Annotated in this window: 23 protein-coding genes; 14 read left to right on the top strand and 9 right to left on the bottom strand. The window is 62.9% G+C overall.

Translation table 11 applies throughout. The features are described 5' to 3' along the window. Positions 1 to 4: 4 nt before the first annotated feature. From ACN9MV_RS04795 to ACN9MV_RS04810, 4 genes are all read right to left on the bottom strand, one after another. On the bottom strand, positions 5 to 1,084 hold the full coding sequence (locus ACN9MV_RS04795) for a hypothetical protein (protein WP_093173134.1): 1,080 nt from the start codon (positions 1,082 to 1,084) through the stop codon (positions 5 to 7). A 223-nt stretch (positions 1,085 to 1,307) separates the two neighbouring features. Further along, positions 1,308 to 1,850: a hypothetical protein gene (locus ACN9MV_RS04800; RefSeq protein WP_093173132.1), complete on the bottom strand. Its 543-nt coding sequence runs from the start codon at positions 1,848 to 1,850 to the stop codon at positions 1,308 to 1,310. A 124-nt stretch (positions 1,851 to 1,974) separates the two neighbouring features. Then, on the bottom strand, positions 1,975 to 2,691 hold the full coding sequence (locus tag ACN9MV_RS04805) for an RNA pseudouridine synthase (protein WP_307616407.1): 717 nt from the start codon (positions 2,689 to 2,691) through the stop codon (positions 1,975 to 1,977). Between the two features lie 2 nt (positions 2,692 to 2,693). After that, entirely contained in the window at positions 2,694 to 4,358 is a 1,665-nt protein-coding gene (locus ACN9MV_RS04810; protein ID WP_426391462.1) for an MBL fold metallo-hydrolase, read from the bottom strand. Positions 4,359 to 4,499: 141 nt separating this feature from the next. On the opposite strand from ACN9MV_RS04810, the gene ACN9MV_RS04815 reads away from it, so the two are divergent. Further along, positions 4,500 to 5,501: a Bug family tripartite tricarboxylate transporter substrate binding protein gene (locus ACN9MV_RS04815; protein ID WP_426391463.1), complete on the top strand. Its 1,002-nt coding sequence runs from the start codon at positions 4,500 to 4,502 to the stop codon at positions 5,499 to 5,501. Positions 5,502 to 5,528: 27 nt separating this feature from the next. On the opposite strand, the gene ACN9MV_RS04820 is transcribed toward ACN9MV_RS04815, so the two are convergent. Then, complete coding sequence (locus ACN9MV_RS04820) at positions 5,529 to 6,440, bottom strand: DMT family transporter (protein ID WP_426391465.1); 912 nt, start codon at positions 6,438 to 6,440, stop codon at positions 5,529 to 5,531. A 61-nt stretch (positions 6,441 to 6,501) separates the two neighbouring features. Further along, positions 6,502 to 7,266 (bottom strand): GntR family transcriptional regulator, encoded by a 765-nt coding sequence (locus tag ACN9MV_RS04825; protein ID WP_426391466.1) that lies wholly within the window; start codon positions 7,264 to 7,266, stop codon positions 6,502 to 6,504. 167 nt (positions 7,267 to 7,433) lie between these two features. On the opposite strand from ACN9MV_RS04825, the gene ACN9MV_RS04830 reads away from it, so the two are divergent. The 8 genes from ACN9MV_RS04830 to ACN9MV_RS04865 all read left to right on the top strand — a co-directional run bounded on the left by ACN9MV_RS04830 (position 7,434) and on the right by ACN9MV_RS04865 (position 14,293). After that, the gene (locus tag ACN9MV_RS04830; protein ID WP_426391467.1) at positions 7,434 to 7,649 is read left to right on the top strand and encodes a DUF3311 domain-containing protein; all 216 of its coding nucleotides are present in this window, start codon (positions 7,434 to 7,436) and stop codon (positions 7,647 to 7,649) included. Next, complete coding sequence (locus ACN9MV_RS04835; protein WP_426391468.1) at positions 7,646 to 9,121, top strand: sodium:solute symporter family protein; 1,476 nt, start codon at positions 7,646 to 7,648, stop codon at positions 9,119 to 9,121. Before ACN9MV_RS04830 ends, ACN9MV_RS04835 begins: the two co-directional genes overlap by 4 nt. A 25-nt stretch (positions 9,122 to 9,146) precedes the next feature. Then, positions 9,147 to 10,349, top strand: a complete 1,203-nt coding sequence (locus ACN9MV_RS04840; protein WP_426391469.1) for an amidohydrolase family protein — start codon at positions 9,147 to 9,149, stop codon at positions 10,347 to 10,349. A 5-nt stretch (positions 10,350 to 10,354) separates the two neighbouring features. Beyond that, the gene (locus ACN9MV_RS04845) at positions 10,355 to 11,623 is read left to right on the top strand and encodes a cyanate transporter (protein ID WP_426391470.1); all 1,269 of its coding nucleotides are present in this window, start codon (positions 10,355 to 10,357) and stop codon (positions 11,621 to 11,623) included. A 5-nt stretch (positions 11,624 to 11,628) separates the two neighbouring features. Beyond that, on the top strand, positions 11,629 to 12,123 hold the full coding sequence (locus tag ACN9MV_RS04850) for a nucleoside deaminase (RefSeq protein WP_426391471.1): 495 nt from the start codon (positions 11,629 to 11,631) through the stop codon (positions 12,121 to 12,123). A gap of 129 nt (positions 12,124 to 12,252) precedes the next feature. Beyond that, entirely contained in the window at positions 12,253 to 12,516 is a 264-nt protein-coding gene (locus ACN9MV_RS04855) for a hypothetical protein (protein WP_426391472.1), read from the top strand. Between the two features lie 188 nt (positions 12,517 to 12,704). Beyond that, positions 12,705 to 13,706 carry a patatin-like phospholipase family protein gene (locus ACN9MV_RS04860; RefSeq protein WP_426391473.1) on the top strand — a complete coding sequence of 334 codons (1,002 nt, stop codon included), beginning with the start codon at positions 12,705 to 12,707 and terminating at the stop codon, positions 13,704 to 13,706. A gap of 92 nt (positions 13,707 to 13,798) precedes the next feature. Then, positions 13,799 to 14,293 carry a hypothetical protein gene (locus tag ACN9MV_RS04865; protein WP_426391474.1) on the top strand — a complete coding sequence of 165 codons (495 nt, stop codon included), beginning with the start codon at positions 13,799 to 13,801 and terminating at the stop codon, positions 14,291 to 14,293. A 19-nt stretch (positions 14,294 to 14,312) separates the two neighbouring features. Here ACN9MV_RS04865 and dkgB read toward each other — a convergent pair whose 3' ends face one another. Further along, positions 14,313 to 15,131 carry a 2,5-didehydrogluconate reductase DkgB gene (dkgB, locus tag ACN9MV_RS04870; protein ID WP_426391475.1) on the bottom strand — a complete coding sequence of 273 codons (819 nt, stop codon included), beginning with the start codon at positions 15,129 to 15,131 and terminating at the stop codon, positions 14,313 to 14,315. Positions 15,132 to 15,170: 39 nt separating this feature from the next. Beyond that, positions 15,171 to 16,373, bottom strand: a complete 1,203-nt coding sequence (locus tag ACN9MV_RS04875; protein ID WP_426391476.1) for an MFS transporter — start codon at positions 16,371 to 16,373, stop codon at positions 15,171 to 15,173. 468 nt (positions 16,374 to 16,841) lie between these two features. Between ACN9MV_RS04875 and ACN9MV_RS04880 the strand changes: the two genes are divergently transcribed. From ACN9MV_RS04880 to ACN9MV_RS04900, 5 genes are all read left to right on the top strand, one after another. Further along, positions 16,842 to 18,827, top strand: a complete 1,986-nt coding sequence (locus ACN9MV_RS04880) for a hypothetical protein (protein WP_426391477.1) — start codon at positions 16,842 to 16,844, stop codon at positions 18,825 to 18,827. A gap of 148 nt (positions 18,828 to 18,975) precedes the next feature. Next, entirely contained in the window at positions 18,976 to 20,352 is a 1,377-nt protein-coding gene (locus ACN9MV_RS04885; protein WP_426391478.1) for a hypothetical protein, read from the top strand. Positions 20,353 to 20,481: 129 nt separating this feature from the next. Further along, positions 20,482 to 20,808: a hypothetical protein gene (locus ACN9MV_RS04890; protein WP_426391479.1), complete on the top strand. Its 327-nt coding sequence runs from the start codon at positions 20,482 to 20,484 to the stop codon at positions 20,806 to 20,808. A gap of 56 nt (positions 20,809 to 20,864) precedes the next feature. Then, positions 20,865 to 21,800, top strand: a complete 936-nt coding sequence (locus tag ACN9MV_RS04895) for an AraC family transcriptional regulator (protein WP_426391480.1) — start codon at positions 20,865 to 20,867, stop codon at positions 21,798 to 21,800. Between the two features lie 150 nt (positions 21,801 to 21,950). Beyond that, a complete protein-coding gene (locus tag ACN9MV_RS04900) occupies positions 21,951 to 22,241 on the top strand; it encodes a putative quinol monooxygenase (protein ID WP_093173098.1) in 291 nt (96 codons plus the stop codon). 236 nt (positions 22,242 to 22,477) lie between these two features. Here ACN9MV_RS04900 and ACN9MV_RS04905 read toward each other — a convergent pair whose 3' ends face one another. Next, entirely contained in the window at positions 22,478 to 22,873 is a 396-nt protein-coding gene (locus tag ACN9MV_RS04905; protein ID WP_426391481.1) for a hypothetical protein, read from the bottom strand. Between the last annotated feature and the right edge of the window lie 15 nt (positions 22,874 to 22,888).

A 22,888-nucleotide genomic window follows, 5' to 3' on the forward strand; every position in this document is an offset into this window, starting at 1 on the left:
CGGGTCACTTCGCAGCCGTGTCCGCGACAGCCTGCACGGCGGACACTGCCGCCGCCGGGGCGGCAGCATCGGCCGAAGGAGTAGCTGGGGACGTAGCCACAACCGCCGGCGCTGCGGCTGCCACGTTGGCCAGTGCCGCATCGAAGTACAGCGAACCGTCGGGGTAGCGAAGCAGCTTGCCGGTATTGCGTTGCGACACCAGGTTGGCCTTCAGGCCGAGCGGGGTGTCGACATTGGCCGTCGCGGCTGCATAGATGGGGTGCTTGCTCTGCAGATCGGAGGCCAGCAGCGCCGTCGACTGCGCGATGCCGTCCAGCAGCGCCACCTTCAGCAGGCGAGCGTTGTCGGCCTTCCAGGCCGCGATGTTCTTCGTGGCGTCGTCACCCGACGCCGGGTGCTTCGCGCGGTAGATGATGTTGCTGCGGTAGGTCGCGTTCTGCAGCGCAAGTGCCGGCTCCGAAGGCGTTGCCGACAGCGCGGTCGGCAGCTTGGCCGCCTTGCGCGCCGTGGCCCCGCGCGGATAGATCAGGCCTCGCGCCGAGACTTCCAGCGTGGAGAAGTCGGGCGACAGGTGGTAGTCGAGGTTGATGAACATCACCGCGTTCGACGTCGAGCCCTTGAACGTCTTCTCGTACGCCTCCGTGGTGACGGTCTTGGTAACGGCCACGTCCGCGAGTTGCATGTTGGGCACCGACTGCAGCGACTGCGTGAGCGACTCGCGCATGAGCTGGTCAAAGTTCACGTCGACCAGTTCGTCCTTGAGCGGGCGAACGCTCTCTTCGGCCGCCTTGGCCCGCGTGGCGTTGACGCTTGCATCCACCGCGCCCATCGCACCGCCACAGGCCGCGGCCAGCAGAATGCCCAACCCCGGAACGGCCCCGCATGCCGCGGCACCGGTGGCAGCCGCATTCGAACGGACAAAGGCCGCATACAGCTCGGCCTGCTTGATGCCGACCTTCACCTCGACGGGCTGGAGGGCGCCGAGCACTTCAGGCTTGACCGGCTGCGTGGCCGGCAGGTGCGTGCAACCGGCGAAGACGAACGATGCCAACACCGGAATAACGGCGCTGCGGATAGCGAACATGAGTTTCTCCCTCGGACATGTGATTCGAATGCATCGCTGCGCCCCCTGTTTATGTCGGGTGTCTGCAGCGATGAAGCCTCGGCCAAGGTCTGCCACCTTTCGGCCGGCAGGGATCGTACATGCCGTTACGCTTTGTGCAACATTTGTTGCGCGCCCGGGTGCCCGGACTGTGCGGAAAAGCACTGTCCCTCGGGTTTGTCCCAGTCTGCGCGAGGGGGCGGAATCAGCGCGTGAAGAGCCAGCCCCCCTTGGGCTGGCGCATCAGCTCGTGGCGTTTCACGGCGCGCTCCTCGCCGTCGTCGCCCACGTAGACCACCTCGAAGCGCAGCAGCTTCGGCGTGACCATCTTCCAGTTCTGGATGCGTTTGACGGTCACGCAGGCGGTCTTGTCGTGGTACTGCATTTCCGTCATCGGGCCGCCCTGGAAGCCCGTGCCGTCGAACAGGCGGCCGGGCGCGGCAAAGGGGTTGAGCACCGCACCGTTGCGCGCGGTGATGCAACCCTCGGTCCGCACGAAGGACTCGATGGTCGGCGAGGCGCTGCGCACCACCTTGCCGACTGCCGGGCTGGGCGGCTTGCCGCCGATGGCTTCGCGGATGCGCTCGACCTGTTCTTCTGTGATGGGCGCCAGACCGTCCTTCGAGACCACGGCAGGCGGTGGTGCCGGTGGCGCGGGCGGCGGTGGTGGCGCGAAAAGCGTGCAGCCCGCTACCAGTGCCAAAGGCACGGTGCAGGCCAGGGCGGTGCTCGGTGGTCCGAACTTCATGGCTCAGTCTCCCTGACGGCGGCCCATCGGGGCCGCTGGCTGAAAATTGCAGGCCGCGAACATGCGGTGCATCGTCGTTGTCGTCCTCTTTCTCTTCTCTTCTCTATTTCTTCGTTGTTGTTGTTCAGAAGCGTTCGTGGGGTGCAAGGTAGCGCCACTGGCCGGGCTGCAGCCCCGCCAGCGGCACGCGGCCGATGCGGATGCGCCGCATCGCCAGAATGCGCAGGTCCACGCCGTCGCAGATGTTGGCGATCTGCCCAGGCCGCGCGCCCTTGAGCGCGAAGCGCAGGCCCGTCTGCTCGTCGCTCTGGCGGCCGATGCTCACGCGCGCGGGCGAGCGTTCCAGCCGCGCCAGCACTTCGGCGCTCACCGGGCCGGCCACGTCCACCATCACCTCGTGTTCGAGGATGCCGGCGTCTTCCTGCAGCTTGCGTTCGATGCGGAATTCCTGCGTGTACGCGACCAGCCCGCTGGCGCCGGTTTCGAGCGGCGTCATGCAGCGTTGCGCCTTTGCATGCGCCGGCAGAAAGCGCTGTCCGGCGCGCTCGGGCTCGTGATGATTCGCAGCCACCAGCAGGCGGTGCGCGGTGTCGGTTGCCATGCCGGCAGGCTTGTACAGAAGCAATGTGACAGGCACTACCGGCTCGGGCTTGGCACCCGCCTCGATCTCGACCTGCTGGTGCGGCAGCACGCGCGACTGCGGCAGCATCTGCGGCACGCCATCGACGCGCACTGCGCCGTTCTCTATCAGCAGCTCGGCTTCGCGCCGCGACACGCCAGCCATTGCGGCCACGCGCTTGGCGAGGCGGATGCCTTCGTCTTCGACGGGAGCAGTTTTCATGTTCATCGGGGCGCCGCCAGTTGGCGGATGCGTGCCACGTGCGCGGCCAGCGAGCGGGCCGCCACCGGCCACATGCGTTCGGGCACGTCGTCGTAGGCCAGCGGCAGCCATTCTTCGGGCGTGCCTTCGGGCAGCTTCTGCATCGCGGCGGCGATCTTGGCTTCGCGCTTCAGGCGGTGCGCCTTCAGCATGCCGATGGCGGTGCGGGCAAAGCCGATCACGTAGCCATGCGCCGGCAGGATGAAGCCGATGCCGCCGGCCTCGCAGGCCGCGTCGAGCGTGTCGAGCGAATCGAGGTACGCCGTCATGTCGCCATCGGGCGGATCGACCACCGTGGTGCTGCCGTTGAGGATGTGGTCGCCGGAGAACAGCAGGCCGTCTTCTTCCAGCACCAGGCACAGGTGGTTGGCTGCATGGCCGGGTGTGTGTATCACGCGCAGCGTGTGGGTGACGGTTTCGCCGGCAGCGTTGGCGCCCGACAGCACGAGGCGTTCGCCGTCGTTCAGTTCGCGCTCGGGCGTGAAGCGCGCGGTGGCGCGCGCGGTCGGCTTCGAGGCCAGGCCCAGGATCGGCGGCTTGCCGTTCTTGCACAGCGCCTGCAGCGGCGCCGCACCCGGCGAGTGGTCGGCGTGCGAATGCGTGCAGACGATCATGCGGATGTCGCCTTTCGTGGCGCGCCACAGCCGGCCGATGTGGTCGAAGTCGTTCGGGCCCGGGTCTATCACGATGTAGCCAGTCGCCGCGTCGCCCACGATGTAGCTGTTGGTGCCCGGGCCCGTCATCGCGCTCGGGTTGGGCGCGGTGAGGCGCATCACGTTCTTCAGCAGCGGCACCGGGTGCTCGCTCTGCCAGTCGAGCGCGTGCAGGAGCTGGCCGTCGGGGCACACCAGAGCGAGTTCGCCATAGGGTGACTCGTGTTCCATATAGCGCGCGTCCTCGCCCTTGAGCAGACCGGCGCGCGGGCAGCTGGTCCACAGCGGGGCCTCGCTGGCACAGGCCGCGAGCAGGGCATCGACGGTGGGGTACGCGGCCATGCGCTGCAGCGTGCGCACGGTCGGGAAGATCATGAAGAAGGTGCCGGCCTCATGGCGCGCGAGCGCATCGGCCGGATGCACCCAGCTGGGCTCGAACTGCTCGCTCTCGTCGGCAGTGGGCGTCTGGCCTTCGGGCATGCGCGCCACCAGAAAGGGCACGTCGAAGCGCTTGGGCAGGTCGCGGTCGGTCATCCAGTGCGCGAAGGTGAACACGCGGTCCGAGTCGAGCACCAGTCCGCGTGCCGCACACTGGTCGGCAAAGGCGGTGCCGGCGGTGTCGCCGCGGTCCATTGCGGCGACTTCTTCGGCTCTGACAGGGCTTCCGTCGGCATGGTGCGCGAGCAGGATGCCCAGCTCCTCGAAAGCCTCGCGAATGGCTGCGATGGCCTGCGTGCGCTGCACGCGGCTTTGCGTGGGGCGGCGCGTGGCGATGCGCTTGGCCGCTTCGTCGGCGTCGTCGATGTGGCCGCCGGGAAACACGTATGCGCCGGGCGCGAAACTGGCGGTGGCCGAGCGGCGGGTCATCAGCACTTCGATGCCGGCGGCGCTGTCGCGCAGCAGCAGCACCGTGGCGGCCGCGCGCAGGGGCGCGGGCTCGCGTGGGGTGTGTAGTTGTTGGGAGGAACGGACCATGGGGCAATTATGGGGAGCAGGCGCGATACATGCATGTCGACGCGCATAAGCTCATATGGAATCGGGCATCAGCGGCGCGCCACAATTCGCGCCTGCACCGTCTGCATTGAAGACAAAAGACTGAACGACCGAAAGACTGTCATGGCCCATTCTCCACTCACTCGTCTTGCCCGCCGTGTATTGCTGCTGGCAGCGGCCTCGCTCGTCGTGCCCGCCGCCCTCGCTCAACAGGACTGGCCGCAACAACCCGTCACGCTGATCATGGGCTTTCCGGCCGGCTCGGGCGTCGACGTGGTGGCCCGCGTCATCCAGGAGCCGCTGGCAAAGCAGCTCGGGCGGCCCGTCGTCATCGACTACAAGTCCGGCGCCGCAGGCAACATCGCCAGCGACTACGTGGCCCACTCGAAACCCGACGGCTACACGCTTGCCTTCGGCACAGCCGCCACGCACGGCAGCAACGCCGCGCTCTACAAGAAGCTGCCCTTCGATGTGGAAGCCGACTTCATTCCGGTGGCGCCGGTGCTCGACGTGTCGAACGTGCTCACCATCAATCCCGACGTGATCAACGCCAAGACCTTGAAGGAATTCGTCGAGCTGGTCAAGGCCAACCCCGGCAAGTACAACTATGCGTCTACAGGCAACGGCGCAGGCACGCACATGGCCTTTGCCGAATTCAATTCGCGCCTGGGCCTGAACATGGTGCACGTGCCCTACAAGGGCGGCCCCGAGGCCATTACCTCGGTGGTGCGCGGCGAAACCTGCTGCATCATGAACCAGGTGCAGACCATTCTTCCGCACTACAAGGCCGGCAAGGTGCGCCTGCTGGGCGTGACCACCGCCGCGGCCGTGCCGGCAGTGAAAGAAGTGCCCACCATCGCATCAAGCGGCCTGCCGGGCACCAAGGGCTTCGACAGCTCGATCTGGTTCGGCATCTTCGCGCCCAAGGGCACCGACCCGCAGATCGTCGACAAACTCAATGCCGCCGTGAAGGCGGTGCTGGAGCAGCCCGAGATCCGCGAGCGCTTCGAGAGCCAGGGCAACACCGTGCGCATCGAGTCGCCGGCACAGTTCAAGAAGACCGTGCACGACAACCGCGTGAAGTGGGCCGAGGTCGCGAAGGCCGCGAACATCAGCATCGACTGAGTTGCCAGCTACGGGCCGTGGTTCAGTTCACGCCCGGCGCGCCGGCATCGTCATCGCGATCACGCCGGCCATGATGCATGCAAGGCCGGCCCACGCCGTGGGCGCCGGTGCCTCGCCAAGAAATACCACGCCGATCATCACGCCGATAGGCACGCGCAGATAAGCCTGCGCAGCCGTCGACATCGGCCCCAGCGTCTTGATGAGCCGGAAGTAGATCGTGAAGGCCAGCGCGGTGGACAGCACAGCGAGTGCCAGCACCGCCATCGTCGAAGCGGCAGACGGCGCGAGCGTCCACGGCCGGTCGATGACAAGGCTCGCGGGCAGCAACATCGCCGTGCCGCTCAGCAGCGAGCCGGCGGCCGGCACCATCGGGTCCAGCCCCTTGAACACGCGGCCGAACATCGCGGCGCAGCCGTAGCAGACGGCGGCGGCCACCAGCCCGAGTTGCGCGAGCAGCGAATGCCCGAGCCCGTTCAGCGCCTCGAAGCCGACGATGAGGCAGATGCCCGCCAGCCCCGCGCCCACGCCGAACAGGCACCGCAGCGTGAGCCTCTCGGAGCCGCCAAGGCCCAGCCCCAGCAGGAAGATGAAGATCGGCGAGGTCGAGTTGAGGATGGTCGCCAGGCCCGCATCCACGCTGCGTTCAGCCCACGCAATGAGAGTGAAGGGCAGCACGCTGTTCAGGCAGGCCTGCAGTGCGAAGCGCCACCACATCGCCGGCTCCGTCGGCAGCTTCACGCCGCGCATGCGCAGCACCGCAAGCAGCAGCAAGCCGGCAATCAACGTGCGCGCCGCAATCAGCGTGACCGGCGGGATCGTCGCCACGCCGATCTTGATGAAGGTGTACGAAGCGCCCCAGCAGGTGGCCAGCAGCGCGAGCAGTGCCCATTCGAAGGCGACGTTGGTGTGGGGCTTGCTGGCGGAGGAGAGTGTGTGCATGGCGCCGATCATCGCGAGCCCTGCCAACCGACACTTCGCCCGCGAGCGAAGCGTGGATGCCTCAGTGGCTGTGCCCGTGCGCGGTGGTGTCGCCGCCGTTCAGCAGCGTTGCCAGGTCCACCTCCTGCTCGGCTGCCGCGCCTGCGATGACGCGCTGCTCCAGCTCGTCGAGGTGCTCCAGCGCCACGGCCAGCGCCTTGTCGAGCGACTGGCCCGTCGTCAGCACCTCGATGATCTGCTCATGCTCGCGCGGCGCGCAGCTTGCGGCCTCGGCGGAGTCGTACAGCGCCTTGTAGAGCTCGGTGTTCGAAATCAGCCGGCGAATATACGAGAGCAGCTCGTCACTGCCCGCCATCTCCGCCAGCAGCAGGTGAAAGTCGCCTGCCAGGCGGATCGAGTCTTCACGCCGGCCTTCCTTGAACGCCTTCTGCTCTGCCTGCACGTGCTTGCGCAGCGCGGCCACCTGCTCGCGTTCCAGGTTGCCGAACAGCGTAGTCACCAGCCCGGCTTCGACGATGCGGCGCGCGCGGTAGATGCCGCGCATGTCGTCGATGGACGGGTTGGGCACGAAGGCGCCGCGGTTGTGCTCCAGCACCAGCCGTTTTTCGGAACCCAGCCGCGCCAGCACCTTGCGCACCGCACCGCGCGTGCAGCCCAGCGCCTCGGCCAGCGCGCGTTCGCGCAGGGGAGTGCCGGGGCGCAGCTTGCCGCTGAGCAGTGCCTTCGACACGGCGGCGTAGACGCGTTCGTCCACGTTGGCTTCGTCGGCGTCGGTGGGCTCTGCAGGGGCGGCGGAAGTGGGGGATTTGCGTGCGGTGGAAGGCATAGGCGTGGGGATTATTGCCCGCGCCGTGTCGCCTCCGGGAAATCCCCCGGATTGACTCGGCCCCTCTCGCTCCGTACCATTCGACTCGTTTGGTTAACCAAAATAATTGTATATGGTCAACCAAAACTGAATTCGAATCTCAACCAGAACAGGAATCGAGGCAACCCATGAAATCCGTCAAATGGCTGGCCGCGCTGCCGGTAGCCGCTTTCTTCAGCGGGGGATGGCTGTCCTCCGTCGCGCCCACCTTTGCGTTCGGCATGCCCTTCCTGATGGTGTGGAACGTCAGCTGGCTGGTGCTGACCTCGCTGATCATGGTGGTCATCGACCGCGCCGAAGGCGACCTCGATGCGCCCACAGCGGCCAACGGAGAAGCCCGATGAACGCCGCACTCGGCGTGATTGCCCTGTTCGTCGTCGGTGCGCTGGGCCTCGCGGTGCTCGCGCGGCGCGGCCGCACCATGAGCCTGGAGCAATGGGCGCTCGGCGGGCGCGGGCTGGGCGCGATCATGGTGTTCCTGCTGATGGCGGGCGAATCGTTTTCCACCTTCACCTTTTTGGGCGCCAGCGGCTGGTCTTACAGCAAGGGCTCGCCGGCCTTCTACATCCTGGCCTACGGCGGGCTGGCCTACCTCATGGCCTTCTGGATGCTGCCGGCCATCTGGCGCTACGCCACCGCGCACAAGCTGGTGTCGTTCTCCGACTTCTTCGCGCACAAGTACGACAGCCGCCCGCTCGGCGTGCTGGTGTCCATCGTCGCGCTCATGGGCATGGTCGCGCTGCTGACCATCCAGCTGCGCGGGCTCGGCATCATCGTGTCGGAAGCTTCATACGGCTCCATCGCGCCGCAGGTGGCCATCTGGATCGGCACCGTGGTCATGGTGAGCTACATCCTCTTCTCGGGCATCCATGGCTCGGCCAGCATCGCCATCGTGAAAGACGTGCTCATCCTCGCGCTCGCCGTGTTCCTCGGCATCTACCTGCCGTGGCACTACTACGGCGGCGTCACGCCCATGTTCACCGCCATCCACGCGGCCAACTCCAGCTTCTTCGAGTTCCCGAAAGAAGGCCTGAACCTCACCTGGTACAACTCGACCATCCTGCTGACGGCGCTGGGCTACTACCTGTACCCGTTCAACCTCACCTCGGTGTATGCCGCCAGGAGCGCGAGCGCGGTGCGCCGCAACACCATCCTGATGCCGCTGTACCAGGTGGTCATCGCCTTCCTGTTCCTCGTCGGCTTCGCGGCCATCCTGCAGGTGCCTGGGCTCAAGGGCTCGGAGGTCGACCTTGCGCTGTTCGGGCTGGCAAAGCACACCTTCGACCCATGGTTCGTCGGCGTGATCGGCGGCACGGGCGTGCTCACCGCACTGGTGCCGGGCTCGATGATTCTGCTCACGGCCTCCACCGTGATCGGCAAGAACGTCTACAAGGAAGGCTTCGCCCACAATGCCACCGACAAGCAGGTGTCGCGCGTGGCGCGCGGCGTGCTGCCTGTGTTTGCACTGGTGGCGGTGTACTTCGTGCTGCGCGGCGGCACCACCATCGTGTCGGTGGCCATCTTCGCGTCGAGCCTGCTCACGCAGCTGTTGCCCTCGCTGCTGTTCAGCCTCATGAAGAAGCCCTTCGGCAACAAGCACGCAGCCTTCGCGGGCATCCTGGCGGGCGGCGCGGTGCTGGCCTTCATGATGACCACCAGCTCGAACCTGGGTACGCTGTTCCCGGCTGCACCGGTCGTCTTCAAGTCGCTCAACATCGGGCTCGTGGCGCTGGCGACGAATGCGCTGGTGTTCGTGATCGTGGCGCTCTTCACGGCGCGCATCGTGCCGCGTACCGTTGCAGCGCAACCTGCCTGATGCTTTCAACGAACGGACTTTCAACATGCCATCGCTCCTGATCCGCAACGTGCGCCCCATGGGCGCCTCCCCGGTCGACGTGCGGGTGCAGGACGGGCGCATTGCCGAGATCGGCACCGCGCTTGCCGCACCGGCCGGCGCCACCATCGAAGACGGGCAGGGCGCCTTGCTGCTGCCCGGCCTCGTCGAAGGCCACACCCACCTCGACAAGACGATGTGGGGCATGGACTGGTACCGCAACGAAGTCGGCACCAACCTCACCGACAAGATCGAGAACGAGCGCGCCTTTCGCCACTCCAGCGGGCACGACGCGGCCACGCAGTCGCTGGTGCTCGCCAAGGCCTTTCTCGCACTCGGCACCACGCGGCTGCGCACGCACGTCGACGTCGACACGCAGGCCGGCCTGCGCCACCTTGAAGGCACCCTGCGCACGCGCGAGGCGCTGCGCGACGTGCAGCAGATCCAGATCGTCGCCTTCCCGCAATCGGGCCTGCTGGGCCGCCCCGGCACGGCCGAGCTGCTCGACCAGTCGCTGGCGCTGGGCGCAGACGTGCTCGGCGGCCTCGACCCCTGCGCCATCGACGGCGACCCGGTGAAGTCGCTCGACGTGCTGTTCGGCATTGCCGAAAAGCACCAGCGCCCCATCGACATCCACCTGCACGAGCCCGGCGCCATGGGCGCGTTCTCGCTCGACCTCATCCTGCAGCGCACAGAGGCGCTGGGCATGCAGGGCAGGGTGGCCATCAGCCACGGCTTCTGTCTGGGCGACGTGAGCGAACGAGAGCGCGACGCGCTGCTCGCGCGCATGGCCAGACTCGGCGTGGTGCTCGTCACCAGCGCGCCGCCTTCGCGCACCGTGCCACCGCTCATGGCCTGCCGGCAGGCCGGTGTGACTGTGCTCGGCGGCAATGACGGCATCCGCGACACCTGGTCGCCCTACGGCAACCCCGACATGCTCGAGCGCGCCATGATCATCGGCCTGCGCTACAACCTGCGCCGCGACGACGAGATCGAAGTCGCACTCGACACCGTCACGCACTCCGGCGCGCGCGGCTGCGGCTTCGAGGCCTACGGCCTCGTGCCCGGCAACCGCGCCGACCTGGTGCTGGTCGATGCGCAGACGGTCGCGCAGGCCGTGGTGTCGCGGCCCGTGCGCAAGCTGGTGGTGGCGGGCGGCCGCATCGTGGCGCGCAACGGCGTGCTGCAGGCCGACGTGGCTGCCTTGTGAGGGCAGTGCGCAGTCGTGACGGAGGCGTCGCCTTCGCGGTAGTGATCGTGCTGGTGGCGCTGAACCTGCGTGCCTTTCTCACGTCGAGCAGCCCGCTGCTCGAACCCATACGCCTTGCGACCGGCATCGGCTTTCATGCGGTGGCGCTGCTCACGGTGCTGCCGATGTTCGCGATGGGAGCCACGTCGCTGTGCGGCGCGGCAGTGGGCCAGCGCATCGGCGCGCGCGGCGGTGTCGCGCTCGGGCTCGGGGCCATTGCCTTCGCTTGTGCGAGCCGCTATGTGGCGGGCGGCGCGGCTGCACTGCTGTGGAGCGCGGCGCTCGCGGGCGCGGGTGTCGGGCTGGTGCAGGCGCTGATGCCCGGCGTGGTGAAGCAGGCCTATCCGACGCGCATCGGCGTGATGACGGGGCTCTACTCCGCTGCAATCATGGGCGGCGGCGGGCTCGGCGCCATGGCCAGCCCGTGGGTGGCGCACGCAATCGGCGGCGCGCAGCCCGACTGGCACGCGGGCCTCTCGATCTGGGCCCTGCTCGCAACCTTCGCGCTGCTGTATTGGCTCAACATGCGGCGCATGGAATTTACTGTCGCCGATGCGCCGCGCCAGAACCTCTCGTGGCTGCGCTGCTTCGCAAGCCGCCGCGCATGGCTGCTGGCTGCGTGCTTCGGCCTCATCAACGGCGGCTATACCAGCCTCGTCGCGTGGCTGCCGCACTTCTATGCCCAGCAGGGCTGGACCGCACAGCAGGGCGGCTCGGTGCTTGCACTGATGACGGCTGCGCAGGTGGTCGCCGCGCTCGCCATGCCCGCCATCGCGCGCAGCCGGGGGCGCGACCTGCGGCCCTGGCTGGTGCTCACGCTGGTTGCGCAACTGGCGGGCTTCTGCGCGCTGACCTTCGATGCGCCCGTGCCGGCCGTCGCCATCGCCGTCGTGCTGGGCTTCGGCCTCGGCGGTGCATTCTCGCTGTGCATGGTGCTGGCGCTCGATCACCTGCCAGACCCCGCACAGGCCGGCGCGCTCGCGGGCTTCATGCAGGGCGTAGGCTTCATGATCGCCGCGCTCGCGCCCTTCGTAACCGGCTGGGTGCGCGAGCACACTGGCGGCTTCGCGCTTGCATGGGCTTACCTTGCCGTAGTCGTGGTGCTGCTGCTGCCGCTCATGCTGTGCTTCGATCCGCGGCGCTATGCCGCGGCAACGGCTGGGCTCTTCTCGCCGAAAGCGCACCACGCCACCAACACGCTCACGGCGCTAGACAGCAGCACCAGAAAGGCCTGAACACCATGTACCAACAGCAATTCATGCAACGCGCACTGGCCCTCTCGGCACAAGCGCTCCAGGAGCCAGGCACCGAGCCCTTCGGCGCAGTCGTCGTCAAAGACGGCGTGATCGTCGGCGAAGGCTTCAACCATTCCGTCGCGCATTCAGACCCCACCTCGCACGGCGAAGTCGAAGCCATCCGCGACGCCTGCCGCAAGCTCGGCACCGTCAACCTGTCGGGCTGCGAGCTCTACACCTCGTGCGAGCCTTGTGCCATGTGCGTGGCGGCGATGCACATCGCGGGCATCGCCAAGCTGTACTACGCCGCGTCGCTCGCGCAGTCGGGCGAGGCATTCAAGGGTGTGACTGTGGCGGCGCGGCACCCCATCGATGTCGATGCGCTTCGCGCCGAAGCTGGTGCCACGCTTGCACAGCGCAGCCTTCCTGCGGAGCAGAAGCTCGACAGCGAGGCTGTGCAGATTCTTTCGGACTGGGCTGCGACGCGACGGGGTTCCTGAGCCCACGCGATCGAGGCGGGCGGCGCGGCAGCCGCCCCGATTCACGACGATGTTGTTACTCCCCGCTGCAAGCCAGCGTGAATAGAGTTGCCTCACGGCGCGATACGAAGCGCGCGATGAGGAGTCGGCATGAGCAGCATCAGGAACACCGCGACAACGCAACCCTGCGCACTGGTTGCACAGGCGCTCGCCATCTATCGAAGCATCGCCGCGTGCCACGCGCACATCGCAAACAACAACAGCAGAAGCAGGAGCAATACCCACGCGCTCACCGCTGCGCTGATGCTGCCCTGCTATCAGGCCGAGTTTCGCAACCTGGTGCTCGCGTTGACCTCTGATGAAGAGCGCGAACTTAGGTACGCGCTCGACGAATTTCGCAACTCAGCTGCATGAAGACGAGTACCTTCGCGCAACTTCTGTCCCACTGTGGTGCGTTCCGAATCGTTGCGCGGCCTTCGGAATTACGCTGATGGATTGAACGGGATTTCACTCGTAGCGACAAACGCAACCAGCGCCCAGACTCCGCTTCCCCGGCCGGGAATTTATTTCATGGAAGTCATTTCTCTTGAAAGGAGTTGGCAATGGCGGAAAAGCAGAAATTCACCATCCTCTCGTTTGTCGGCGGCGGCATACGAGGGTTGATGCCGGTATCGGTCCTGAACAAGCTGTACGCGAAGTTCCCTCAGATCATCGACAACACCGACCTCATCGCGGGATGCTCGACGGGCTCGATCATCACGAGTGAGCTATTGGCGGGAAAGACGCCGCAAGACATCATCAATCTCTTCACCTCCCAGAACGGGGAGATCGGGTTCTACCAAAAGATGAACACCGATCCGAAGGCGCCCGCGTATTCGATCGACGAGGTCTACGCTTCGCAGCTTGCGCTGCATGGCGACGCGAAGGTCCAGGATATCTACCTGAAGAAAGCGCTCTTCGTGACCTTCAATGTCGGCGGACTCGAAGTGCAGAACTCCGTGCAGACGGCCATACCGTGGCAGCCGGTCATGTACACGAACATGATCCCCGACCATGGCGACGTGACCATCGCCAAGGCGGCCACGTCGAGCGGCGCGATGCCCGGGCAACTGGGCTCGCTCGACGGCAACGTCGACGGCTGCTTCTTCAACCACGACCCCACGGTCGCGGCAATCGCCCTGGCGGTGAAGGCGGGCCATGCACTCGAGGACATTACCGCCATCACCTTCGGCACTGGCTACATGCCCGACTGGGTTGCCAGCGATACCCACGGCTGGGGTGCGGACCAGTGGATGAACGGCGATGCGAATCCCTTCAACAATTCGCCGCCGTTCCTCATGAACCAGTTGAAGTCGTCGCCGGTGCTCGACATGAGCCTGAACGGCACTTCGACCGAACTCATGCCGATGCTCGCCAAGATGCTGCTGGGCGATCGCTACATCAACATCAACCCGACGCTGCCCTTCTTCATTCCGGAGAACACGGTCTACCCGCAGGCCCTGCAGCTGCTGCAGGACAAGGGCGCGAACGCGGACACCGCGGACGCCGAAGCCCTGCTGCAGCTGTACTGGGTCGAACACGCGCTCGGCTCGGTGCGGACCTGAGCATCACCTGCAAGCAAACGCATTCCAGGAAAGGAGAAACGACAATGTCGATCACCGCAACAGGTGCTGCAGCGCCAGCACCCGCTATCCCCGTGGAGAACTTGGACCTCGGGCCCTACAACATCCAGTACCTGCCAGGCGACCACTACGTGCTGGACGTGAGCGGCAACAACCCCGCCAAGGGCGCAGGGGTCATCGGGTACACGCTCAAGCTGCCGCAGGTCGGCAACCAGCAATGGTTGTTCGTTCCCGCACCCCAGGCACCGGGCTGGTGGTACCTGCAGACAAAGATGGGCACCGGGTTCGTCTTGACGTTGCAGCCCGACTCCCCGGTCGTGCCCACGCCCGTCGTGATGATGCCCGTCGGCCTGTCCGATGCCGACAGGCAACTCTGGAGCCTGCTGTCCACCGAGGAGCCCGGCTACTGGTACATCCAGTGCAAGTCCGGGGCGAGCAATTCGAATGCGCCGCTGGTCATCGGGCTCGCCGACAACAAGGTGGAAGCCAGCGCCGTGGCCGGCCCTATCAGCTTCACCGGGTTCCGGGCGCAGGCCTGGGGGTTCAAGCCCGTGGGCAGCGCGGGTTGAGAGGAAGAGCGTCGGGAGCTCAGTCCCAGGCCGGCGACAGACCGGCCGGGTCTGTCAGGCGCTCATTGCGGTCGAGTGCCGCAATCTGCGCCATTTCCTCGTCCGTCAGCCTCAACTGCAGAGCCTTCAGATTGCCTTCAAGGTTCGCACGCTTGGTGGACGACGGAATCACCGCGTAGCCCAGCTGCATCGCCCACGCCAGCACCACCTGCGCTGTGGTCGCGCCGTGCGCCTTGGCAATCGCTTCGACAACCGGGTCGCCCAGCACCTTGCCGTAAGCCAGCGTCATGTAAGAAGTGATGTGAATGCCCTGGCTCTTCGCGAATTCAGCCACCTTGCGGTTCTGCAGATAGGGGTGCAGCTCGATCTGGTTGGTGGCGATCTGCTCCGCGCCCACGGCCGCAATGGCTTCCTTCATCAGCGCGATGTTGAAGTTAGACACGCCAATGTGCTTCGTGAGCCCCTGCGCCTTGGCCTCGGCCAGCGCACCCATGAACTCGGCTACCGGCACTGCGTTGCCGGGCGAGGGCCAGTGGATGAGCGTGAGGTCGACATGGTCTGTGCGCAGCTTGGCGAGGCTGTCTTTCAGGCTGGGCACCAGCTTGTCTTTGGCGTAGTTGTCGGTCCAGATCTTGGTGGTGATGAAGAGGCTGCTGCGGGCCACGCCGCTTTCGGCAATGGCTTGGCCTACCTCGGCTTCGTTGCCGTAGATCTGGGCCGTGTCGATGGTGCGGTAGCCCACGTCGAGGCCGTTCTTCACCGAGTCGATGACCACCTGGCCCTTCAGGCGGAAGGTGCCGAGGCCGAAGGCGGGAATGGGGTTGTTGTTCGTGTTCATGATGTGTGTTGTCCTTGTGTGTTGAAAAAAAGAGCGGGTTCAGTGACCGACCGGCACCGGCCCCGAGGCGCGAACCGGAATGCCGGCACGCCGATCAAGCGTGCCGCTCCACTGCGTGAGGGCCAGCGAAACCAGCACCACCAGCGCGCCAATCCACGGCGTATGCATCAGCCCAAGGTGCGTCACGATCAGCCCACCGGCCCAGGCCGCGCCGGCAATGCCCAGGTTGAAAGCCGCGATGTTCAGGCCCGAGGCCACGTCTACCGCCTGCGGCGTGAAGCGTTCGGCTTGCTTCACCACATACACCTGCAGCCCCGGCACGTTGCCGAAAGCCACCGCGCCCCACATCAGCACCGCCAGCAGGGCCAGCCACTTGTGCGGCGCCGCGAAGTTGAACACCAGCAGCACCGCGGCCAGCAGCGCGAAGATGATCTTCAGCGCCGGAATCGGGCCCATGCGGTCGGCCAGCTTGCCGCCCCAGATGTTGCCCACCGCCACCGAAACGCCGTACACCAGCATCACCCAGCCCACAGCGCCGGCACTGAAGCCAGACACGTCGGTAAGGATCGGCGCGAGAAACGTGAACGGAATGAACGAGCCGCCATAGCCGATGGCCGTCTTCGCATACACCAGCAACAGGCGCGGCTCGGCCAGCACCTTGGCTTGCTGCGCCAACGAGGCCGGCGGCGTGTGGCGGATGTTGCTGGGCACGAAGATCCAGCTGCCGATGAAGGCGACAACGCCCAGCGCCGACACGGCCAGGAAAGTCTCGCGCCAGCCGAAGTGCTGCCCGATGAACGTGCCCAGCGGCACGCCCGTGACCAGCGCCACTGTGAGGCCCGTGAACATGATCGCGATGGCGCTCGCTGCCTTTTCCTTCGGCACCAGGCCGGTGGCAATGGTCGAGCCAATGGAGAAGAACACCCCGTGCGCCAGCCCCGTGAGCACGCGGGCGGCAATCAGCGATTCATAGCTCGGCGCCTTCCACGCCAGCAGATTGCCGACCGTGAACAGCGCCATCAGCCCGAGCAGCAGCGCCTTGCGCGGCAGCTTGCCCGTGAGGGCGGTGAGCACCGGCGCGCCAATGGCAACGCCCAGCGCATAGAGGCTGACCAGCAGGCCGGCCGATGGAAGGCCGATGCCGAGGTCGGCGGCCACAGTGGGGATGAGGCCAACGATGACGAACTCGGTCGTTCCGATGGCGAAGGCGCTGAGGGTCAGCGCGAGCAAGGCGATTGGCATGAGAGCACTCCTTCTTGGATGTAGAGGAGTGTCTTGCGGTTACCTTTGCGGATAAACGGGGGTTGGGGCAGAAGATAGTTGCATGGAAATCAAAAATTAGTATGTTTCTTTCGTTGCTGGATAGAGTGGGCAGCTGTCTGCGGCGGCGAGAAGGCGTGATGAGAAGTCTTGAGCCATGCGTCTTGGATCGGTTTGCTGTGAATCGTCCCCAGGTCCTTAGATATCCCCGTGAAAGCAATGCGGCGGCGCAGGCACCGTCCAACAGCGTCACCGACCATTGGTTACGGAAAATCGCTCAGACCTACAGCTTTTTTTGCTTCGAAACCCTAGGTGGTTACGGGATGGCCGACGCCTCGCATTTCCGCTGCAATGGTTACTGGTGCACTACGCCAGAGCGGGCAACGTTACCGGCCGCCTAGTAGGCGAACGCTGTTGAAGAAATTAGGCAGAAAAACTGGAGGAACACAGATGGCCCATTTGCTAAACGTTCATGAAGATATTCGTGCCAACTTAGCGCGCAACACACTAGCGTGCGAATTTGCCAATGCACTAGATGGGTTATTCACAATTGAGGCATATCGGCGGCACGAGGTGAGCGGCTGGAAATATGTGGTTTTGCATTGCAAACCAACGCGAAATATTGCAGATGCTCTTCTTTTGGATCGCGAGGTTTTAGCGCTAATTGTTAACGTGACAGACGTTCAGGTGCGGACTCTGCATGTAGCCGAGTCGATTATTTCTGCCAGTAATGGCCGTTTAGATCCGGCATTTTTATTTGTTGTTCATGCCGACCGGGCGGGCGATGAAAAACTTCGAAACTGGGGGCGAGAGCTTGGCTATAGGGTTGTTCCAATCCACCGCTCCAAAGCTGGGGCTATACCAACGGCGGATGCTCTTCGTAGGAGGCTCGCGGGCGACCTTTTTACCCACGATCCTTTTTCCCTTACAGGCCCTGTACTTGCCGATTCGGAATTCTTTGGTCGCCGTAATAGTGCGCTGGAAACTTTGCGACAATTGCAAAATGGGCGAATTATTTCAATCTTTGGAATTCGTAAGTTAGGAAAAACCTCGCTAATAAACAGAGTGGTCACTCTTGCTAGAGAAAGCGGTGATCCAAGAGTCGCAATGATCGATTGCTCGGTGGATGGTTTTAATGGATTGCGTGCCGCGGATGCCTTGAAGGCCGTGGCGAAGGTCACACGGATGGCCGCAACTCGTGGATATGCGCACATTACGGAAGCGCTAAAGAGAAGCGACAAGGATTTGGTGCCAGTATTTGATGATCTCTGGTCGATGAAGGATCCGAAACCACTGGCAATTATTTTTGATGAAGTCGACTATGTAACTCCAGCCTCTCCAACGCGCTCACATTGGAGGAAGGATTTCAATATCTTTTGGAGGGAGTTTAGAGTTGTATATCAGGAAGCTCAAAGGATGGGATTTCCTCTGTCAGTGCTGGTGTCCGGGGTTTCATCTCACGCATTTCGAGTTGAAAGCTTTGAAGGCATCGAGAATTCGGTACTTCATTTTGTCCCCGAAGGTTACCTGGCGCCTTTTGCAAGGCACGCCTCGCAGCAAATGATCAAGGATCTCTGCCGCAGGTGCGGATTGGTTCTCGCAGAGGAAGATCAATCAAAGCTCGCTGAAGTTTGCGGAGATTTCCCTTATTGGATCAGACTTGCCGGCTCCTATATTCACAGAGCTATTGATATACATGGCCGACCGCGCGTGCTTGAATCGGAATTGGTTGCACGCCTTCTCAAAGAATTTGTTGATGCCGAAGGTGTAGATGCCGCGAAAGTTGCACTTGAAGATCTCCGACGTAAAACAGCGGAGCCAATTGAATTGTTGCAAAGAGCTGCAGCTGTTCCTCATCTTCCTCTTGTGGAAGGAAAATTGCTATTGCGCTATGGGCTGGCCAGTCAAGTGCCTGATGGTGTTACCGTGACGAGCCATATGATTCGCGCTGGCTTGACCGCAATCAGCAGCTTGGAGCTTTCAGTACAAGAATCTATAGATTTACCAGAAACATCAATCGGGCAGCTTCAATTAGGGCAGGAGGAATGGGCGGAGGAATTGGCTGTGATCAATCGACGGCGCAACACGGTTGAGAGAAAGTTGCGAGAGTTCATTCATGTTTCGTTGAAATTTACTGCTTTGACCGGTGAGAACTGGGTCGACAAGGTGCTTAAGGCGCTGCCCCAGCGCGAGCGCACTGAGCTCGCTTCTCTCAGCGGTGATGCGTTATTGAATAAAGTATTTTGGAAAGATTTGGGCGCCATTATTGCTAAGCATTGGGATTCATTTGAAAAAATATTTGGCGATAAGAAAAGATTTGAATCTGCTATTGCCTTGTTGAATGATAGACCGGACGCGCATGCAAAACCAATCGATGCAGCTGATGTCGCACTGTATCGCCGCGAACTTGTTTGGCTTGAGGAAAGGCTCGCTTGAATAATTTGATGGATGCGCGATCGGGTTTTTGATTTTTCTCGGCAACATATTTCTTTGATCTGATTGAGTTTTCCTTGATTGTTTTATTGATGCTTGAAGGTGAAGTGAGCGCTTGGTGCCTTTAAGATTTTGGGCGCTTGGGGTTTTTATGACTAACAACTTTGAAGAACTCGAACCGGAGGCGGAGTTTGAGTATGTCCTAGATTTTGCGAAGCCATTGGTCTTGCTATTGGGCTGGGTCGATCATGAAGGTATCGTAAGTGCCTTAAAATCCAGCGGCAGGCAATACAAGAAAAAAATCTTAGCCTCGCATTCTGAGAATTGGGAAGCTGCTGCTAAGCTTTTTGATTATTTTAAAATATCGGCTGTCGTTGGAAAGATTACTCCTGATATATTGAATTTGATTGTTCACGAAGACTACCTGTCGGCTCGAGATTGCCTTTTCAGGGCAGTCGGCTCAGTGCCGAATCAGATATATATCTTCGAAGATGTTTTTGTCGGCGAGCAAACTGATAGATTTCGCGAAGAATATTCTCCATATCCGGAGCGACAGGTCATGGAGCAGGCTATCGAATTTCTTCGTTCATGTGGCGTGGAGCTCGTGCCTTATAAGCGAAGGGCTGATGTTACGGTTTTGGCGGAAGCATTTTTAAATGACGTCGATCGCAATTTAATTTTTCGTCTCTATGTGCCGAGCGGGCGCCTGTGGTCAGGGGAAGCTGACACATTTCTTCAGCTTTTTCAAGATTATTTGGCGAAAGTAGATCAGTTGAGGGTCAGATTGGACCAAAAGAGGACGGATCACGGAACTATTTACGAGTTCCATGGTCAGCCGCCTGAAGGGCAAAATAATCTCGTTCAAGAATTCAACGAATTCTCCCAATTAATGAATCTTTGTGCCTCAGATACGGATGCCGCGGCGGGTCTTTTGGCCTCAAAAAAATTAGACCCTCGAGAAACGACAAGGCTACTTACACGTTACTCCAAAGAAGCCAAGCGCTTGCAGCTGGACATCAAGCATGAAGCCGAGTCGAAGATCATTGCAATCCGGCAGCGGCTTGAATCTGAGTTCATTGATCTCGATCCTTCCCCCGAGGATTGGCGAGCGATTGAGGCGTTGGTTAATTTGGCAATACCTGTTGTCAAGGGAGTACTGCCTATGCCCGCTCAATCACTTGGAGGGATTCCTCCGGCATCTGCACAAGGTTCCGCGAACATAATCTATAACTTCAAGCCTCAATTCATAGGTACTGTGAATGGTGTTATAGCGGATGAGATTCATGGCAACCAGCACTTTGTTGAAGAGCAGCGCCAACTACTTGAGCTTGTTTCTCAGCACGGCGGTTCTCAGCAGAGAGAGCTAGAAACAGCGGTGTATGAAGTTGCGGACAAAGGAGTTGATAAGGTTGATCGACTTAAAGCAAAGCAGCGACTCACCGCTTTTCTTATCGCAGTCGGTAAGAAAACCGGTGATGTTGCGGTGGGGCTGATACAAAAATATATAGAAAACCAACTTGGTCTATAAGCGGCTGTTGATGGGCTTCTGGCTTAAGTTTTATGGATGAACACGCAGATATACTGCCTTCGTTGCGCTAGGTAGCGCGGCCGGGTTTGGAAGCCTGATGAAGCCCCTGCGAATCTTGGAGACCATTTCATGGCTGAATCTGCTCGCACCCGCGTGCAATCTCGCGTTCCTTCCGCTTCTCTCAACCCCGCGCCAATTGATCTCGACGACCTCGCTCTCCAAGCCTGCGACGACGCCGACACCCTCAACGACGTGATGCGCGCCTACAGCGCACTCAAGAAGCTCGTCGACACCAGCGCCCTGAACGACAGCGAGGTGCTCACCCCCAGTCGCACCGAACTGAGCGCTTTGCTGGGGCTACTCAACGACGCACTGCTGGCTCGCATCGATACCGTCAATGGCGCCACCAGCGCAGTGCGCGAAGCGCTGCGACAGAACATCGGCAGCACCCAATAGCACCGGCCGACTACGCTGCGCATCTCGCTTTTCTTCTGCTCCCCACAACAAAACCGATGCCAGCTTCGTCCGTCGCCGACAACAAGCCCGAGGCCCTTCCCACCGCCGCCTGGGCCCGTCTGCGCGACATGGTCGCGGCGCGAACCCCTGCGGACGGCCGCACCGATGCGCTGTATCCGGGGCTGCGCTGCTACCGGTTCTCGCGCCCGGTGCGTTACGAGAAAACCCAGCGCCTCACGCCGGGCGTGGTGGTGGTCTTGCAGGGCCGCAAGACCGCGCACCTCGGCGACCGTCGTTCGCTCGACTACGGCGCCACGCAGTGCCTGGTGCTCGGGGCCGAGGTGGCGTGCCTCGGCACGGTCGTGGGGGCGAGCACCGAGCATCCGTACCTCGCTATTCATCTCGACCTGCCGCTCGACATGCTGGTGAAGTCTTTCGTCGCGCTGGCAGAAAGCGGCACGCTGGCCGAGCCCGCCCGTGTGACCGAGAACTTCACGGCTGCGGTGGGGCCAGAGGTGGTCGAGGCCTTCGCCCGCCTGCTGCTGGCGGCCGACGACCCGGTGGATCGCCGCACGCTCGCGCCGCTGGCGGTTGAAGAAATCGTGTTGCGGCTGCTGCGCTCCGAGGCCGCGGCCGCCATCCGCAGCGCGGGCGCCGTTACCAAGGCCGGTGCACGCATACAGACGGCCATCGCCTTCATGCGCCGCCATCTGGGCCGGCCACTGTCGGTGGCCGAGATCGCCAGCCACGTGCACATGAGCCCTTCGCACTTCGCGCACAGCTTTCGCGAGGTGGCCGGTGTCACGCCGATGCGCTGCATTCGCGACCTGCGCCTGGAAGAGGCGCGCATGCTGATGCTGGGCGCGGGGCTGCGGCCCGGCGATGCGGCTGCGAAGGTGGGCTTCGAGAGCGCGGCGCATTTCAATCGCGCGTTTCGCAGGCGCTTCGAGGCAACGCCTGCCGAGTACGTGCGGCGCGTTCAGTCGGGCTGATTGACTGACCGACTGATTGACTGACGTGGGGCGGCTGCGTCTTTCGCAGCCATGGTCAATTTCTTCGCAGCTTCGTGCCTTGGCGCGGGGGAGGGCGCTGGCTAACCTGCCGTCTGCCTTTTTCTTCAAGCAAACGACAAAGAAATTCTCATGAACCCGATTAACGTCATCATCACTTTCGAAGCCAAGCCCGAGCGCGCATCCGCGTTTGCCCAACTCATGCAGCAGGTCAAGCAGTCGCTGCCATCGGCGGATGGATGCCGTGGTGTGCAGTTGTTCGGGCACGGCGACAACGACTGCGTGTTCACGCTGGTCGAGTCGTGGGAGTCACGGAGCAAGCATGAGGCGCATATCGCGGGCGTGGTGTCGTCCGGCGCTTGGGACACGATGGCGGCTGAGCTGGCTGGGGCGCCTGTCAGTAGCTATTGCAACGAGCTCTGATGCGGCACGCTGGGGCGGGAGCGATCGATCAGGCAGTCGGTGCGCCTGCCTCCCTCAGCAGCCATTGTTGGTGGCGCAGTTGATACGGGGGAAGGGGTGAGAGCGCGTTTCAAACAGCTCATGGGGCTTTGTCGGGGCGCGCTCACGCCGACGGCGTGCTCTGCTCCGCGAATGTCCCCCGTCCTTCGGACTCCTCCTTTATTTCGCTGCGCAGAGCACACCATCGACGTGATCGTTCAGCTCAGCCGTTGAACCTCCCACACAACGACCGCGCCCATGTGCGAATGGCACCTCGGTAGCTTCAGTCCCTCAACATCAGGATAGAGATGGAGCGCAGCGAAATCGTTGCTCTCTCCGAATGGGCTCTTTGGAGAGCGGTATGCCCGGGAGTACGTCTCCACGGGAAGGTCGGTGCGCAGCAACACACGCAGCGCTCTTACCGTGTTGGCCGCACGCAGTTCAGCCAACGCCTTTGCCTCGCTGGGAACGGCGCCAGAAGCGCCGGTTTCTACCCCCGCGCCCGTGTACTTGGGAAAGGCTGCATAGGAACGGGTTAGCCACTCCGAAAGCTTGACGATCTGCGATCGATCCAGTTCCGCCGCGCCGCTTTCAAAGCTGATCTGAGTCGCCACGATGTAGCTGCATGC

The sequence above is a fragment of the Variovorax sp. R-27 genome, from assembly GCF_049913215.1.
Lineage (GTDB): Bacteria > Pseudomonadota > Gammaproteobacteria > Burkholderiales > Burkholderiaceae_C > Variovorax.